Annotated in this window: 14 protein-coding genes; 7 read left to right on the top strand and 7 right to left on the bottom strand. The window is 61.9% G+C overall.

Features of this window, described 5'->3' with window-relative positions; all coding sequences use genetic code 11:
- Nucleotides 1-19: 19 nt before the first annotated feature.
- Genes LB559_RS14460 through LB559_RS14450 form a run of 3 tightly spaced genes read left to right on the top strand, consistent with a single transcriptional unit; the run spans nucleotide 20 to nucleotide 3,980 of the window.
- Complete coding sequence (locus tag LB559_RS14460) at nucleotides 20-847, top strand: extracellular solute-binding protein (RefSeq protein ID WP_411970049.1); 828 nt, start codon at nucleotides 20-22, stop codon at nucleotides 845-847.
- Between the two features lie 3 nt (nucleotides 848-850).
- On the top strand, nucleotides 851-2,017 hold the full coding sequence (locus LB559_RS14455) for a molybdopterin-binding protein (protein ID WP_318014165.1): 1,167 nt from the start codon (nucleotides 851-853) through the stop codon (nucleotides 2,015-2,017).
- Nucleotides 2,018-2,030: 13 nt separating this feature from the next.
- Nucleotides 2,031-3,980, top strand: coding sequence for a molybdopterin biosynthesis protein (locus tag LB559_RS14450; RefSeq protein ID WP_224674387.1), 1,950 nt, complete (start codon nucleotides 2,031-2,033; stop codon nucleotides 3,978-3,980).
- Here the strand turns inward: LB559_RS14450 and mobA are convergent.
- Both mobA and LB559_RS14440 read right to left on the bottom strand, forming a co-directional pair.
- Nucleotides 3,964-4,605: a molybdenum cofactor guanylyltransferase MobA gene (mobA, locus tag LB559_RS14445; RefSeq protein ID WP_224674337.1), complete on the bottom strand. Its 642-nt coding sequence runs from the start codon at nucleotides 4,603-4,605 to the stop codon at nucleotides 3,964-3,966. The two genes, LB559_RS14450 and mobA, sit on opposite strands and share 17 nt — an antisense overlap.
- Nucleotides 4,595-5,479 (bottom strand): formate dehydrogenase accessory sulfurtransferase FdhD, encoded by an 885-nt coding sequence (locus LB559_RS14440; protein ID WP_411970052.1) that lies wholly within the window; start codon nucleotides 5,477-5,479, stop codon nucleotides 4,595-4,597. The genes mobA and LB559_RS14440 overlap by 11 nt, the downstream gene beginning before the upstream one ends.
- Nucleotides 5,480-5,629: 150 nt before the next feature.
- Between LB559_RS14440 and glp the strand changes: the two genes are divergently transcribed.
- The 4 genes from glp to fdhF all read left to right on the top strand — a co-directional run bounded on the left by glp (nucleotide 5,630) and on the right by fdhF (nucleotide 11,824).
- Nucleotides 5,630-6,886: a gephyrin-like molybdotransferase Glp gene (gene glp, locus LB559_RS14435; RefSeq protein WP_224674336.1), complete on the top strand. Its 1,257-nt coding sequence runs from the start codon at nucleotides 5,630-5,632 to the stop codon at nucleotides 6,884-6,886.
- Nucleotides 6,887-6,975: 89 nt separating this feature from the next.
- Nucleotides 6,976-7,215, top strand: coding sequence for a sulfurtransferase TusA family protein (locus LB559_RS14430; protein ID WP_064994283.1), 240 nt, complete (start codon nucleotides 6,976-6,978; stop codon nucleotides 7,213-7,215).
- Between the two features lie 146 nt (nucleotides 7,216-7,361).
- Nucleotides 7,362-9,032: an NAD(P)H-dependent oxidoreductase subunit E gene (locus LB559_RS14425; protein WP_224674335.1), complete on the top strand. Its 1,671-nt coding sequence runs from the start codon at nucleotides 7,362-7,364 to the stop codon at nucleotides 9,030-9,032.
- Entirely contained in the window at nucleotides 9,032-11,824 is a 2,793-nt protein-coding gene (gene fdhF / locus LB559_RS14420) for a formate dehydrogenase subunit alpha (protein ID WP_140662332.1), read from the top strand. Before LB559_RS14425 ends, fdhF begins: the two co-directional genes overlap by 1 nt.
- A gap of 396 nt (nucleotides 11,825-12,220) precedes the next feature.
- Here fdhF and LB559_RS14415 read toward each other — a convergent pair whose 3' ends face one another.
- The 5 genes from LB559_RS14415 to LB559_RS14395 form a co-directional block, all read right to left on the bottom strand.
- Nucleotides 12,221-12,466, bottom strand: coding sequence for a DUF982 domain-containing protein (locus tag LB559_RS14415; protein WP_064994254.1), 246 nt, complete (start codon nucleotides 12,464-12,466; stop codon nucleotides 12,221-12,223).
- A 240-nt stretch (nucleotides 12,467-12,706) separates the two neighbouring features.
- The gene (locus LB559_RS14410) at nucleotides 12,707-12,982 is read right to left on the bottom strand and encodes a hypothetical protein (RefSeq protein WP_064994255.1); all 276 of its coding nucleotides are present in this window, start codon (nucleotides 12,980-12,982) and stop codon (nucleotides 12,707-12,709) included.
- A 697-nt stretch (nucleotides 12,983-13,679) separates the two neighbouring features.
- Complete coding sequence (locus tag LB559_RS14405; RefSeq protein ID WP_224674334.1) at nucleotides 13,680-13,823, bottom strand: hypothetical protein; 144 nt, start codon at nucleotides 13,821-13,823, stop codon at nucleotides 13,680-13,682.
- A gap of 41 nt (nucleotides 13,824-13,864) precedes the next feature.
- Nucleotides 13,865-14,329 (bottom strand): RrF2 family transcriptional regulator, encoded by a 465-nt coding sequence (locus tag LB559_RS14400; protein ID WP_224674333.1) that lies wholly within the window; start codon nucleotides 14,327-14,329, stop codon nucleotides 13,865-13,867.
- A 47-nt stretch (nucleotides 14,330-14,376) separates the two neighbouring features.
- Nucleotides 14,377-14,841 (bottom strand): group III truncated hemoglobin, encoded by a 465-nt coding sequence (locus LB559_RS14395; protein WP_127365598.1) that lies wholly within the window; start codon nucleotides 14,839-14,841, stop codon nucleotides 14,377-14,379.
- Nucleotides 14,842-14,926: the final 85 nt, after the last annotated feature.

Here is a 14,926-nt window from a genome sequence, read left to right as displayed (position 1 = left end):
CAACCGGACGGAGATTGAGATGCTGACCCGCCGAATGTTCTGTGCGCTTGTGGTGCTTCTGATGCTCGCGAGCGGCGCGCCTGCCCAGGAGCAGTCGATAGTTGTGGCGTCAACGACCTCGACGCAGGATTCTGGGCTGTTTGACCACATCCTGCCGCTGTTCGAGAAGAAGACCGGCATCGGCGTGAAGGTTGTCGCTCAGGGCACCGGTCAGGCGCTCGACACCGGTCGGCGCGGCGATGCCGATGTGGTCTTTGTCCATGCCAAGGCGCAGGAGGAGAAGTTCATCGAGGAAGGGTTCGGGGTGAAGCGCTTCGACGTGATGTACAACGACTTCGTCCTCGTGGGGCCCAAGAGCGACCCAGCAGGCGTCAGCGGGACCAAGGATATCGCAGCCGCGCTGATCGCCATCGAAGCCAAGAAAGCGGCCTTCGTATCGCGCGGCGACAGGTCTGGCACCCACTCGGCCGAATTGAGTCTGTGGAAAACGGCCGGCATCGACATCGAGGCGGCCAAGGGCACCTGGTACAAGGAGATCGGCCAGGGCATGGGAGCGGCGCTCAACGCCGCGGCCGCCATGAACGCTTATACGCTTTCCGATCGTGGTACCTGGCTGTCATTCAAGAATCGGGGCGAGTTGGGCATTGCCGTCGAGGGGGACAAGCGGCTGTTCAACCAGTATGGCGTCATGCTGGTGAATCCGCGGAAGCATCCAAGTGTCAAAGCGGAGGCCGGCCAGCGCTTCATCAATTGGCTGATCTCTGCGGAGGGGCAGAAGGCGATCAGCGAGTACAAAATCGACGGCCAACAGCTCTTCTTCCCAAACGCGCAGCACGAGCGTTCCTGAAGCTTGTTGCAAACCGGCTCGGGTCTGCTTCACTATCGGGCCATGACGAGAACACTTTCTCCGACAGGCGCGCTCACCACCCTTGACAAGGCGCTCGCAGGGCTGCTCGACGGTGTGATGCCCGTCGCCACCTGCCTGGTTCCGCTCGATGAGGCTCTTGGGCGCGTGGCTGCCGGGATGCCGGCTGTCGTGCCGGCGCAGCCTGCGCGCGATATCGCTGCCATCGACGGCTGGGCGTGTCGCGCCTTTGATCTCGTGGGAGCGTCGGCCTATTCGCCAGTAGCATTGCCGACCCCGCCCCTCTGGGTGGAGACGGGCGATGCCATGCCTGGAAATCGTGACTGTGTGCTGCAGGCCGGTCTTATCGATTGCGATGGACCGGTGATCCAGGCGGCATCTGAAGCCGCGCCTGGCCAGGGTGTGCGCCGGATGGGCGAGGACATGGCGGCGAACCGCCCGCCAACATTTGAAGGAAAGACAATCGGCGTCGCTGACCTGCTGGTCGCTCGCAAAGTGGGATTGAGCCAACTTGCCGTACGGATTCCGTGCGTGCGTGCGATCGACGTCTCTGCCGAGAGCCACGAGACATTCTCCCTGCGGCTCGTGGTCGAGAGCCTGGGTGCCTCTGGAGCTTCGATTGCCGAAATAGAGGCCGTCGAGCGTGACGCGACAGCGATCGCTGCCGCTCTTGATGGCGAGTCCTGCGATTTGCTGCTCCTGATCGGCGGTACTGGCGATGGCTGCGCCGATGTGACCGCCGAGGCTCTCGCGCGGCGCCGGGTTCTGCTCGCGCATGGCATTGCTCTGCGGCCCGGGGGGACAACGGCGATAGGGCGGCTCGGCAAGACACCGATCGTCGCATTGGCCGGATCGCCGCAACAGGCTTTCGCGGGGTTCCTTGCACTCGTCCAGCCAGTCTTGGACCGCCTGTCGGGCAGATCTGAACGGTCCGGCATTATCTTGCCACTCTCGCGGAAAATTTCATCCGCGGTCGGGCTTTGCGAGATCGTTCTGCTCGCAAAGGAGCGGGATGTGTGGACACCGCTCGCTGTCGGCGACTTTTCGCTGGACGCCATGCGTCTTGCCGACGCCTGGCTTGCAGTTCCTGACGATAGCGAGGGGTATGCCGCCGGCACGCCTGTCGCCGCCGTTCCGCTCCGCAACTTTTGATCGGTGTTCCGCCATGACGCATTCTCCAACATCGGCCCAGCAGAACAGCCGCCAGGAGCAGTTCCTGACCATACTATCGCGCGAAGCTGCACTGGCGCGCTTCGAGGCCGAGCTGTTTCCCCGCCCACTACCGACCGAGAAGCGGACGCTGGCCAACGCGCTGGGGCTGGTTCTTGCCGAGGACGTCGCAGCGCCGGTCGACGTGCCGCCGTTCGACCGCTCAAATGTCGACGGCTTCGCGGTGCGTGCAGCCGACCTCGCCGTCGCCTCTGAACCGCGTCCCGTTCGGCTTGCGCTCAATGCGGAAGCGATTGCCTGCGGCACGGTTCCGCAGTTGCCCGTTCTGACCGGAACCGCCACGTCCATCGCAACCGGCGGACCGCTGCCCCGCGGCGCGGACGCGATCGTCATGGTGGAGCACACCCATCCCGCCGGGTTGAGTGCCATTGAGGTGGCCCGCAGCATCTCGCCCGGCCAGTTTATCTCCAACGCGGGATCGGACATGGCGCGAGGAGAAGTCTTGCTGCGTGCCGGAACCGAAATCGGCTCGCGCGAGATCGGCATGCTCGCTGCCTGCGGAATCGCACAGCTGACAGTGGCTCGCAGGCCACGCGTGGCCGTGATCTCCACGGGCGATGAACTCGTTCAGCCGGGCGAGCCGTTGCGACCGGCCGGCATCTATGATGCCAACGGCCCGATCATCGCTGCGGCTGTCACTGAAAATGGCGGCGAGGCGCATTTTCTCGGCGCCTTTCCCGACGACGAGGCGAAACTTGAGAAGGCTATGCGCGAGGCGCTCGCCGCCCACGACGTGCTGATCCTGTCGGGCGGCACGTCCAAAGGGGCAGGGGATGTCACGCATCGCATTATCGGCCGACTGGGCAAGCCCGGTATCATCGCCCACGGCGTGGCACTGAAACCCGGAAAGCCACTTTGCCTGGCTGTGTGCGAGGGCAAGCCGGTCATCATCCTGCCGGGATTTCCGACCTCGGCCATGTTCACCTTCCATGACATGGTGGTACCCGCCCTGCGGCGCATGGCGGGGCTGCCGCCGCGCGTCGATACTCAGGTCACCGCAAGCCTTCCGTTGCGGATTCCTTCCGAACTCGGGCGGACCGAATTCGCCATGGTTTCCCTTGTGCAAGGGCAGGGAGGATTGACGGCCTATCCGACCGGCAAGGGCTCGGGAGCGATAACATCCTTTACCCAGGCGGACGGCTTCATCCGCATCGAGGCACTCGCCGATCACGTGCCTGCCGGTGCCGACGTGGCGGTGACGCTGTTCACGCCGCGGGTCCGCGTTCCCGACCTCGTCGTCATCGGCAGTCATTGCGTCGGCCTCGATCTAGTCGTTGGCGAACTTTCGCGCCGCGGGATTTCGGTGCGCTCGCTGCCTGTGGGAAGCCTGGGCGGTCTTGCAGCGGCCAAGCGCGGCGAGTGCGATCTCGCCCCCATCCATCTCTTCGACCCGAAGACGCGGATTTACAACGCGCCTTTCCTCGGTGACGGTCTCGAACTCGTGCCAGGCTGGCGGCGCATGCAAGGTTTGGTATTCCGCCAAGGGGACGAGCGTTTCGAGGGCCTCGGCGCGGAGGAGGCGGTCCGTGCGGCGCTCGCCGACCGCGATTGCATGATGGTCAACCGCAACCAAGGCTCGGGAACGCGCATCCTGATCGACCAGCTCCTCGGCGTGGAACGCCCGGACGGCTACTGGAATCAGCCGCGCTCGCACAATGCCGTCGCCGCGGCGGTGGCGCAAGAGCGCGCCGACTGGGGTGTCACCATCGCGCCCGTCGCGCGTGCGGCGGGGCTCGGTTTTATCGTGCTGACCGAAGAGCACTACGACTTCGCAATGATCTCTGCGCGAAAGGAACGGCCTTCGGTGCACGCATTCCTCGAGGCTCTCCGGACCGACGAGGTCCTTCTGGGCCTGGAGCGCGCTGGGTTCAGCCGGCCGGGTTAGCAGAAAGCAACGCGGCCAGGCGCTCAGCTTCGGCAAGATCCTCGACCGTGTTGGCGTTGAAGAACGGGTCCACCGGCTCGACGGGCCAGGATACGGTGGCAAGGCGCTGGCGGGCGGTCCACCGGTCAATCTTGCGGAGACCCTCGTTGGTCAACGCATGCCGCAATTCATCCCGCAGCGCGACTTTCCAGAGCCCGATGACCGGATGCGCCTGGCCGCCGGATGCCGCCACCGCCAAGTCTGCTTTCTCTGTGATGCGCGCCTGCTGGAGGCGTGCAACGAGGTCGCTCGGCAGGAAGGGACAATCGCCGGCAGCGCTGACCACCCATTCTACACCCGGCCTGTTCCCCGCCGTCCAATCGAGTGCGGTGAGTATGCCGGCAAGAGGTCCCGGATAGCTCTCGATCGTGTCGGCGGCAACGGGCAGGCCAAAGCGGGCGAAGCGAGCGGGGTCGCCATTGGCGTTAAGAACGAGCCCGTCGCATTGCGGCGCTAGCCGTCCGATGACATGCTCAAGCATCGTTCGTCCGCCGATCACACGCGTCGGCTTGTCTCCGCCGCCCATGCGCCGACCCAGACCGCCGGCGAGCACCACGCCCAGCGTTACGGTTCCCTCAGTCGTCATGCTCGGCACCCTTGCGGCGGTGGCGCGGCGCTTCCTCACCGACCGAAGCGAGGTCCTGGTCGAAGACGATCCGCTCCTGGCCCGAAAGCACGGTGAAGCGCTTGCCGCGCGCCCGGCCGACCAGCGTCAGCCCCACCTGGCGGGCCAGCGCCACGCCCCAGGCTGTGAAGCCGGAGCGCGAGATCAATATCGGAATGCCCATCCGCACCGTCTTGATCGTCATCTCGGAGGTCAGCCGCCCGGTCGTGTAGATGATCTTGTCTGCCGGATCGACGGTGTGGCGGTACATCCAGCCAGCGATCTTGTCGACGGCGTTATGGCGCCCGACGTCCTCCATATAGCAGATTGGCGTGCCCTCCCTGCAAAGGACGCAGCCATGAATCGCGCCTGCTTCCAGATAGAGCGACGGCGTGGTGTTGATCTTGCGCGTCAGCTCGTAGAGCCAGGAGGTGCGAAGCTCAGCGGGCGGAAGTGTGATGTCCTCGATCGCCTCCAACACGTCGCCGAACGCAGTGCCTTGGGCGCAACCCGAGGTCTGCGTCCGCTTTCTGAGCTTCTGCTCGTAGTCGGTGTTGCGCTCGGTGCGAACGACCACGACCTGCAGGTCTTCGTCATACTCGACATCCGTCACCACGTCGTCAGGCAGAAGCATGTTCTGGTTCAGCAGATAGCCAAGCGCAAGATATTCAGGGTAATCGTTGACCGTCATCATGGTGACGATCTCCTGCGCGTTGAGATAGAGCGTCAGGGCACGTTCTATCGGTACGCGGACCTCCACCGTCGCGCCTGTATGGTCGACGCCCGCGACCAACTCGGTCAGCCGTCGGTCTTGCGGGTCGGGTGTGATGATGGCGTGTTCGGGTTGGCGTCTCATCAAATGCATGGCAGTCTCCTGACGTCGTATTCTGGCTCGCCACTGCTCTGGCCTGATGTATCTTACAGGTGTTCAACCGAAGCTAATTAAAAAAAGCTCGGATTGATGCGATTGCTGCCAAGGCGGCACCCTCGTGCAATTGGAACATAAATGGCGCAAATCTCGGATGACTGCTTCGCTTTCGGCGGACCGATGCGGCCCATCGACGAGACCGCCGCGCTCATCGCCTCGAAACTGAGTGCTGTGCAGGAGGTCGAGGCGGTCTCGCTCGTGCTGGCGGATGGACGCTTCCTGGCGAGGGAGATGGTCGCACCGCTGCCGCTGCCACCCTTCACAAATTCCGCGGTCGATGGGTATGCCGTGCGAGGGGCCGACCTGCCGCAAACCGTCAAAACGGCGTTCGCCGTTGCCGGGAGGGTTCAGGCCGGCATGGCGCCGGATGAACCTGTGCTGCCCGGCCAAACGGTGCGCATTTTCACTGGCGCTCCAATGCCCAAGGGGGCCGATACAGTGTTCATGCAGGAAGATGTGAGCGTGGACGGATCTGGCCGGGTCATTCTCCCGCCCGGCTTGAAAACGGGTGCCAACGTCCGTCCTATGGGTGAGGATGTCGCACTGGGTGAAGGCGTCCTCCCAGCCGGCCACCGGCTGCGGCCGCAAGATGTCGCGCTGGCCGCCGCATTGGGATTCATCGAACTCCAGGTCAAGCGCAGGATACGTGTCGCAGTGTTCTCGACCGGGGACGAAATCATTGCGCCTGGAGACCTGCGCGGACCAGCGCAGCTTTTCGACTCGAACCGCTTCATGCTTACGGCAATGCTCGCTCGGCTCTGCTGCGACGTCACCGATCTCGGTATCCTGATGGATGACAGCCGCCTGATTGCCGAAAAGCTGCGCGAAGCGGCATCGAGCCATGACCTGATCCTGACTTCGGGCGGTGTGTCGACGGGCGAGGCCGACTGCGTGAAGGCCGCTGTCGAGAGCGCCGGAACCTTGGTGTTCTGGCGCGTCGCGATCAAGCCGGGCCGGCCCGTCGCCATGGGCGTGATCGATGGAATCCCGCTGATCGGACTTCCTGGCAATCCGGTGGCAAGCTTCGTCACCTTCGCCCATATTGCCCGCCCTGCGATCCTCGCCCTCGTCGGGGCGCGGCAGCAACCGCCGATCCCGATCGCTGTGCGGGCCGGCTTTTCTTACAGCAAGAAGCAGGGACGGCGCGAGTATGTACGAGCAAACGTGCACGCGACCGCGGATGGTTCCTACGAGGCGACGAAGTTCCCCCGAGAAGGCGCCGGACTGCTTTCATCTCTGGTCGCCACGGACGGTCTCGTCGAACTGGGTGAGGAGATAGTCCATGTCGAGCCGGGCCACACGGTCAACTTCCTCGCCTATTCCAGTCTTCTGTGACAGCCGTCCGGCCGCGCCAGAAGCAGGAGCCAAGACCCCAACGCTCCAATTGACGATGCCACGCCCCGTCGGGCATCATGCTGGCCATGATGACCACGACGAAGCTGGATCTGACCGGGCTTAAATGCCCCTTGCCCGCACTGAAGACGCGTAAGGCGCTGAAAGCCTTGAGGCCAGGCGATCGGCTCGAGGTTCACTGCACGGACCCACTGGCGGTCATCGACATACCAAATCTTCTCACTGAAATGGGAGAACGCCTTGAATCGACGGAACGCGACGACGATCGGATCGTGTTCGTGATCGAAAAAGCGCAAGCTGCGACGATCTGAAGGGTTGCACCACATCTCCCGCGGTTCCACGATATGACCTGGCAACGCCCAGCCTTGGTCGTGCAGGGAACATATCGTGCCTCATAGTCGACATCATGGTCCGCCGGATATCGTTACGAGGTAAGGGGCACGCGGGAGGCGAGCACATGACGATGCAGGAACAGCGGCGGCGTGATCGCGGACCAAAGGGCAGGCCGCTGGATGACGCCGCGCTCGCCGAGGTCCAGGCGCTGCTTGGCGCGCGCCAGCGACGGCGCGACTTGCTGATTGAATTCTTCCACCTTATCCAGGACCGATATGGCTGCCTGTCAGCGCGGCATTTGCGGGCGCTGGCACAAGATATGCGTTTGTCGCAGGCAGAGGTCTACGAGGTGGCGACGTTCTACGACCATTTCGACGTCGTGAAGGAAGGCGAGATGCCGCCGGCGCCGCTGACAATCCGTGTGTGCGATTCAGTGAGTTGCATGCTGGCAGGCGCCGAGACGCTCCTGGCCGAATTGCAAGCGGGCGCCGATCCGGCGATCAGGGTCATGCGCGCGCCCTGCATGGGCCGCTGCGCTGGCGCGCCGGCCGCACGTATCGGTAATCGCGAGGTCGACCAGGCAACTGCCGAGGCCCTGCTGCGCATGGCCGCGGCAGCGGAGACCGATGTAAGCATACCCGATTATGTGGGACTGGAGGCGTATCGCCAGGCAGGAGGCTACCAGCTTTTGCAGCAGGTACGGATTGGGACGCTGAACACAGACCAGCTCATCGCCACCCTGGGCGATGCGGGCTTGAGGGGCCTGGGCGGTGCTGGTTTCCCTGCCGGCAAGAAGTGGCAGATCGTGCGCTCCTATCCGGGCCCGCGCCTGATGTCGATCAATGGCGACGAGGGCGAGCCCGGCACCTTCAAGGACCGCATCTATCTCGAGCAAGATCCGCACCGTGCCTTTGAGGGTGCATTGATTGCAGCGCACGCGGTCGAGGCGGAACGGATCTATCTTTACATGCGTGACGAATACCCTGCGGTGCTCGCCATTCTTCGTCAGGAGATCGCCGCACTCGAAGCTACCGGCATCGTCAAGCCGGGGTTCATCGAACTCCGCCGCGGCGCTGGTGCGTATATCTGCGGCGAGGAGAGTGCGATGCTGGAAAGCATCGAGGGCAAGCGCGGCATGCCGCGCCACCGCCCCCCCTACATCGCCGAGGTCGGCCTGTTCGGACGACCGACGCTCAACCACAATGTCGAGACGCTCTGGTGGATCCGCGACATCGTCGAAAAGGGCGCGCAATGGTTCGCTACGCAGGGCAAGCCCGGCCACCCCGGCATCCGCTCATGGTCCGTTTCCGGCCGCGTGAAAAATCCCGGCGTCAAGCTGGCGCCGGCCGGCGTAACGGTACGCGAATTGATCAACGACTATTGCGGCGGCATGGCGGACGGTCATGAGTTCAAGGCCTATTTGCCGGGCGGCGCCTCAGGCGGTATCCTGCCAGCGACACTGGGCGACATTCCGCTCGATTTCGGCGGCGATCTGGCCAAGCAGGGCGCCTTCGTCGGCTCCCATGCTATCGTCGTGTTCTCGCGGGCCGACAATATAAAGCAGGTCACGCTCAATCTGATGAAATTCTTCAAGCATGAGAGCTGCGGGAAGTGTACGCCTTGTCGCGACGGGACTGAAAAAATGGTTGCTCTCTTGCAGGAGCAGGGTCTGATGCCGGAAGACAAGATTCGCGACCTCGAAATGGTCATGCGCGATTCGTCGATCTGCGGCCTGGGCCAGGCAGCGCCCAATCCGGTCAATCATTTGCTGACGCATTTCCGGAGTGACCTCTGATGGCCGAGAGCACGGTATTCACCCTCGATGGGCAAACCGTAAGCGCCACCCCTGGCGAGACTATCTGGGATGTCGCCAAGCGCCAGGGTACAAAAATTCCGCATCTGTGCCATGTCGACATGCCGGGTTATCGTCCCGACGGCAATTGCCGCGCCTGCATGGTCGACATCGAAGGCGAGCGCGTGCTGGCTGCCTCCTGCGTTCGCCAGCCTTCTGCCGGCATGGTCGTGAAAACCGATACCGAACGCGCCCGCAAATCACGCGAGATGGTATTCGAGCTCCTCGCAAGCAACATGCGATCGGCGAGCGACGGTCCAGACAACCTGTCTGCGTTCTGGCAATGGGCCGGTTCGATGGGAATTTCGGGCAGCCGATACCGTTCCAAGTTCACCGAGGAGGGGCTAGCGCCAGAATTCGACATCACCAATCCGGCCATTGCCGTCAATCTCGACGCCTGCATCACCTGCGGCGCTTGCGTGCGCGCCTGCCGCGAGGTGCAGGTCAACGACGTGATCGGCATGGCCGAGCGCGGAAATCACTCGGTTCCTGTCTTCGATATGCACGACCCCATGGGCCTGTCGACCTGCGTCACCTGCGGCGAATGCGTCCAGGCTTGTCCGACTGGTGCGCTCTACGAGAAATCGCTGATGGACGAAACCGGCAAGACCCGTGTCGTCCAAGCGTTCGACAAGCTTGTCGACACGGTCTGCCCGTTTTGCGGCGTCGGCTGCCAGACGCGCGTCGCCGTCAAGGACAATAAAATCGTCCAGGTCGACGGCCGCAATGGTCCGGCGAACGAGAACCGGCTCTGCGTCAAGGGCCGCTTTGGCTTCGACTATGTGATGTCGCCCGAACGGCTGACGAAGCCGCTGATCCGCCGCGACGATGCGCCGAAAGCCGGCGACATCGATCTGCGCGATGTCGACCCGCTCACCGTGTTCCGCGAGGCCAGCTGGGAAGAAGCGCTGGAGCGCGCTGCCAGCGGGCTGAAGCGCATTCGCGACGACCATGGCGGCAACGCACTGGCCGGCTTCGGCTCCGCCAAGGGCTCGAACGAGGAGGCCTATCTCTTCCAGAAATTCGTTCGGCAGGCATTCGGGACCAACAATGTCGACCATTGCACCCGGCTCTGCCATGCCTCATCGGTGGCCGCTCTGATGGAGGGCGTTGGCTCTGGCGCGGTCTCGGCGCCTTTCATGGATGCCATGAAGGCCGAATGCGTGATCATCATCGGCGCGCGGCCGGCGACAAATCATCCAGTGGCGGCGACTTATTTCAAGCAAGCGGCAAAGCGCGGCACCAAGCTGATCGTGATAGACCCGCGCGGCCAGGAACTGATGCGCCACGCGACCTACAGCCTCCGCTTCAAGCCAGGCAGCGACGTGGCGATGCTGAACGCGCTGCTGCACGTCATCATCGACGAGAGGCTCTATGACCAGCAGTACATCCAGGCCAACGTCTCCGGCTTCGAGGCATTGAAGGCTAAGGTGAAGGATTTCTCGCCCGAGGCGATGGCTCCCGTCTGCGGCATCGAGGCCGGTGTGCTGCGCGATGTGGCGCGCACCTATGCCAAGGCGGAGCGTTCGATGATCTTTTGGGGCATGGGCATTTCGCAGCACACCCACGGAACGGACAATTCGCGCTGCCTGATCGCGCTGGCGCTGATCACCGGCCATGTCGGGCGCGCCGGCACAGGGCTCCATCCGCTGCGCGGCCAGAACAACGTCCAGGGCGCCTCGGACGCGGGCCTCATCCCGATGTATTTCCCCGACTACAAATCGGTGGAGAATGCCGATATCCGCGGCCAGTACGAGAATTTCTGGGGCCAGGCGCTCGACCCCAAACGCGGCTTGACCGTCGTCGAGATCGTCGACGCGATCCATGACGGCGAGATCCGGGGCATGTACATTATGGGCGAGAACCCGGCCATGTCCGATCCCGACCAGAGCCATGCGCGCGCCGCACTCGCCAAGCTTGAGCATCTGGTAGTTCAGGACATCTTCCTGACCGAAACCGCATGGCACGCCGACGTGGTGCTCCCGGCCTCCGCGCATGCGGAGAAACTCGGCACCTACACCAACACAAACAGGCAGGTGCAGATCGGCCGACCCGCCGTCAACCTGCCCGGCGAGGCGCGGCAGGATCTCGATCTCATCATCGAGCTTGCCAGACGCATGGGGCTGGACTGGAACTACAAACACGTTTCGGATGTCTTCGGCGAAATGGCGCAAGTAATGCCGTCGCTGAAGCATATTTCCTGGGAGCGCATCGAACGCGAGGAGTCCGTCGTCTATCCTGCCGATGGTCCTGATGTTCCTGGCAACGAGATCGTCTTCACCACCGGGTTCCCGACCGCGGATGGCCGCGGGCGCATCGTGCCCGCCGACCTCCTGCCCCCCGACGAGGTGCCCGACGACGAATATCCTCTGGTGCTAACCACCGGGCGCTTGCTGGAGCACTGGCACACGGGCGCCATGACACGCCGCGCCGGGGTGCTCAACGCGATCGAGCCCTACGGCATTGCTGCGATGAATCCCTACGAGATCAGGCGCCGCGGCCTTGCGCAGGGAGACGTGATAAACGTAGAAACGCGGCGCGGCGTCGTCGAAGCCATTCTGCGGGCCGATCGAGAGGTCGCCGATGGCATGGTGTTCATGCCGTTCTGCTTTAACGAGAGCCCGGCCAACATGCTTACCAATCCTATGCTCGATCCTTACGGCAAGATCCCCGAGTTCAAATATTGTGCCGCGCGGATCGTGCCGGCATCGAGATCGGTCGAAGCTGCCGAATGATGTTGGAAACTGCCCGCTGACGTAGCTTGGTCGATGGCTGACTTGACGAATGCCATTTGCTCTACCGCCGCCGCATTGCCGGAGTCCGGAAGGCGCCAACCCACGTTGCAGGCCTTTGCGAAGATCGATAGATCGGAAAGCGCCGTTGCCGCCCAGACTCAGTCCACGCTTATTCCGAAGATACTCACTCGGCGTCCTCCTCATAGGTTTGTTTGGGCTGAAGGCGACGCGAGATGCATTCTAACGGAACGGTGCCGGCTTGCTTGCTTCAGTTTTCCGAGCGCCAGCCGAAGCACAGAAGCTCACCGCCGGCTTTCCGTTTTTCATTCTGAGTATGTAAGCAGGTCGACGCGTTCATGGGCGCTGAACCGCGGGGCAAGCTCTTGTCACCGCAACTCACCCGACCAACATGCGCGCTTCCCGCGCTGCTTCAATAAAAGCGTCTCTGGCGATGTCAGCCGGAACGTTGCCATTCAACGCCTGCTGGCATGCTCGTAGTGCAGATCGATGCTTGGCGCTTCCTTCGTTGCGCCACTTGTCGTTGAGCAAGTCAAAAGCCTCACGAGCGTTGGTAAGGTTTCGGATGTCGCCGCTGATGCCGGTGGCAACGGCTACAGGTTTGGAAAACCACGCTTCATACATGGGAAAGCCTCTGACGCGCACAGCTCACAACGCACGTCACAACACGGAGTTTCATCATCACGCATCACCGTCCCGCGAAAGCCGGGCTGTCTGAATATCGGTCGCGTCCGCTACTTTCAGCCTTCGGGAGGTATGCCAGGCGGGACCGTCCTAAAATGCCCCCCTGGGGTCGGCGGAGCCGCGTCCGTCGTAAAATGGCAGGTAATTGTGCCTGCCATTTTGATTCGCAAAAAGCCCCATTCAGTTGGCGCCGCCAAGTTGCTTGGTCATCTTGCAGAAATTGTCGTGATTTTTGGCTATGGCTTCGTCGCCACACTCCTTCATCATCCCGGCTCGGTCCTCGTCGTTCATCGCCATCCACGCGCTCCTGAAGTCGGCTTGCGATTTCAAGGTCTTCATGGTGGAGTCGGTGTGAAAGGGCGCCATTTTTGCCGGTTCGTCAAGCGCACCCGCAAATGCTACGCCAGCTACAATTGTGAGAGCCGCCGCTCCCATGCAAAGTATTTTGATGCTCACGATCGTTTTCTCCTAACTGATTTGCGATCGCCTCACAACGATCGAGGTTAGGCTAAAGCTCAGTCCTTCGTGAAGCAAATGAATTTTATGATTAAATATCTGCAGTTTCTATGTTGATCTCTTGCGCAGTTTATAGGGCTCAAAAAAAGGTCAACTAGTGCCATTTATTCCAAAGTTCTTCTAGGTGGTGCGCGGGTATCCACCTGCTCGACAAATGAAGGCGAGCTTTGCGTCCCTGGCTCGACGGAGCAGCGATTGTGGCCCATCACCCTGTCGTTGTAAGATAAGCTACGCGTCCCACATAGGTGTTGCGTCGAGCGTTTCTCCCCATTCGTCGACGCGTTCCCCTCAGGAGGTATTTACCTTCAAACCTGGCCGGGCTTATCAGTCCGGCCTTTTTTAGCTCACGAACTCACTTCATCGAACTGAGGAGTCTCGGACCTCATTGTACTTAGACACCGACACCGATGGCGTACACAGTCCGGCCACGTACCGCCGTCGCAAACCTGGCGCCATATTGTCGCCTAATACGCGATTGTCTTCGGCGGACACCAGGCTCAAGTGGACTCTGTTCTGCGACAACATGTCCCCAGCGGCGACATCACGAGAGTGCCCCGCCCTACATTGGCGTCACGCGGGCGCTTGACTGCACGAATGCTGCTGAACGATGTTCTAACACAGCGTCATGCGTCGCCAACTAGACAAACATCATGACGACAATCGCGCCGAGGACTATCAACACAAGCCCGCCAAGAAGCATTGGCAGCAGGCTGTTGTCGGGGTCGATACCGGAATCGATCTCTCTCGGTAACGGCTTTTCCTTCTTCTTTGAGTCAGGCATGGGCGTCTCCATCGGAGCAAAACGGGCACGTAACGAAATAATCATGAGACGTTGTGCGCCGCACCGTTGCCAGCGGGTCTTTTCGGGCTGCCAAGGAAGTCCTTCGGCGCCAGCATGATGTCGGCCAGCGTATAGCGGTCCAGGGTGCTCTGGAACGAGGCAATCGCTTCACCAAACATCCCTGAAAGCTTGCAAGAGGCAGTTAGTACACATTGGTTTCCATCAGTCGCGAAACATTCAACCAGTGCGAAATCCGGCTCCGTCAACCGCACGACGTCGCCGATCCGGATCATCTCGGGCCGCTGTCCGAGAACAAGCCCGCCGGAACGGCCACGGATGGCTTTCAGATAGCCGCTGCGGGTGAGGGTATTGGCGACCTTGTTCAGGTGCGTCTTCGATATGTTGAAGGTGCGCGCAGCTTCCTCGATCGTGATCAGCCGATCACCGGCGGAGGCGGCGTACATCAGCATTCGCAACGCGTAGTCTGAGAAGGCAGTCAGCCGCATGCATCTCTCCTGCTGTTGGCGCGAGAATCCTTACCAACCAGTCTGCATCAAAGGTCCTTCTCGACAATAGGTGCGAGGCCAATCGTGGTCTCACCGCGGTTGAAGGCAATCGCTAAACGGAAACTGTGCGCGATACGAAGCGCTCGGTCCATAAAGAGCGCTGCCACCTCGGGCGGGCAAATGCGGCGAACCGTTTTGCGAAACAACTTTAACCAGCGACGGAAATGCGTCTCGCCGAGGCCGGCTATAGCCAGGTGTGGCGGCAGTGGCCGCCCCTCATATCGGGACGTCCGAAGCAACGTCGCAGACCAGAAGTCACACATCTTCGCTAGATGCTGTGGCCAACTGTCTGGCTCGATCCGATCGTGGAAAATGGGGCCGAGAAGGTCATCATGTCGAATTTCGCCGTAAAAACCGTGGACCACCTCGCGGATCGTTGTCTCATCAAGCAACTCTGGCAATGGGACGCCGTCGACGACGATCGTCCTCCTGCTCTGATCGTTCTGGCTCATCTGTTTGCTCCTGGCTTCCTCTGTCCCATCCAAGCGGGTTCAAGCCTTGGCTCGCCCATGATGATCGCCATAAAACATAGATTGT

The organism is Mesorhizobium sp. BR1-1-3 (assembly GCF_020165455.1).
GTDB lineage: Bacteria > Pseudomonadota > Alphaproteobacteria > Rhizobiales > Rhizobiaceae > Mesorhizobium > Mesorhizobium ciceri.
The sequence above is the reverse complement of the archived record's forward strand: the minus strand, read 5'-3'. Positions and strand labels throughout refer to the sequence as shown.

Bases quoted from the DNA above. Each gene is read 5' to 3' on its own strand.
- LB559_RS14460 (WP_411970049.1), top strand. From the start codon at position 20: ATGCTGACCCGCCGAATGTTCTGTGCGCTTGTGGTGCTTCTGATGCTC.
- LB559_RS14450 (WP_224674387.1), top strand. From the start codon at position 2,031: ATGACGCATTCTCCAACATCGGCCCAGCAGAACAGCCGCCAGGAGCAG.
- mobA (WP_224674337.1), bottom strand. From the start codon at position 4,605: ATGACGACTGAGGGAACCGTAACGCTGGGCGTGGTGCTCGCCGGCGGT.
- LB559_RS14440 (WP_411970052.1), bottom strand. From the start codon at position 5,479: ATGAGACGCCAACCCGAACACGCCATCATCACACCCGACCCGCAAGAC.
- glp (WP_224674336.1), top strand. From the start codon at position 5,630: ATGGCGCAAATCTCGGATGACTGCTTCGCTTTCGGCGGACCGATGCGG.
- LB559_RS14430 (WP_064994283.1), top strand. From the start codon at position 6,976: ATGACCACGACGAAGCTGGATCTGACCGGGCTTAAATGCCCCTTGCCC.
- LB559_RS14425 (WP_224674335.1), top strand. From the start codon at position 7,362: ATGACGATGCAGGAACAGCGGCGGCGTGATCGCGGACCAAAGGGCAGG.
- fdhF (WP_140662332.1), top strand. From the start codon at position 9,032: ATGGCCGAGAGCACGGTATTCACCCTCGATGGGCAAACCGTAAGCGCC.
- LB559_RS14415 (WP_064994254.1), bottom strand. From the start codon at position 12,466: ATGTATGAAGCGTGGTTTTCCAAACCTGTAGCCGTTGCCACCGGCATC.
- LB559_RS14405 (WP_224674334.1), bottom strand. From the start codon at position 13,823: ATGCCTGACTCAAAGAAGAAGGAAAAGCCGTTACCGAGAGAGATCGAT.
- LB559_RS14400 (WP_224674333.1), bottom strand. From the start codon at position 14,329: ATGCGGCTGACTGCCTTCTCAGACTACGCGTTGCGAATGCTGATGTAC.
- LB559_RS14395 (WP_127365598.1), bottom strand. From the start codon at position 14,841: ATGAGCCAGAACGATCAGAGCAGGAGGACGATCGTCGTCGACGGCGTC.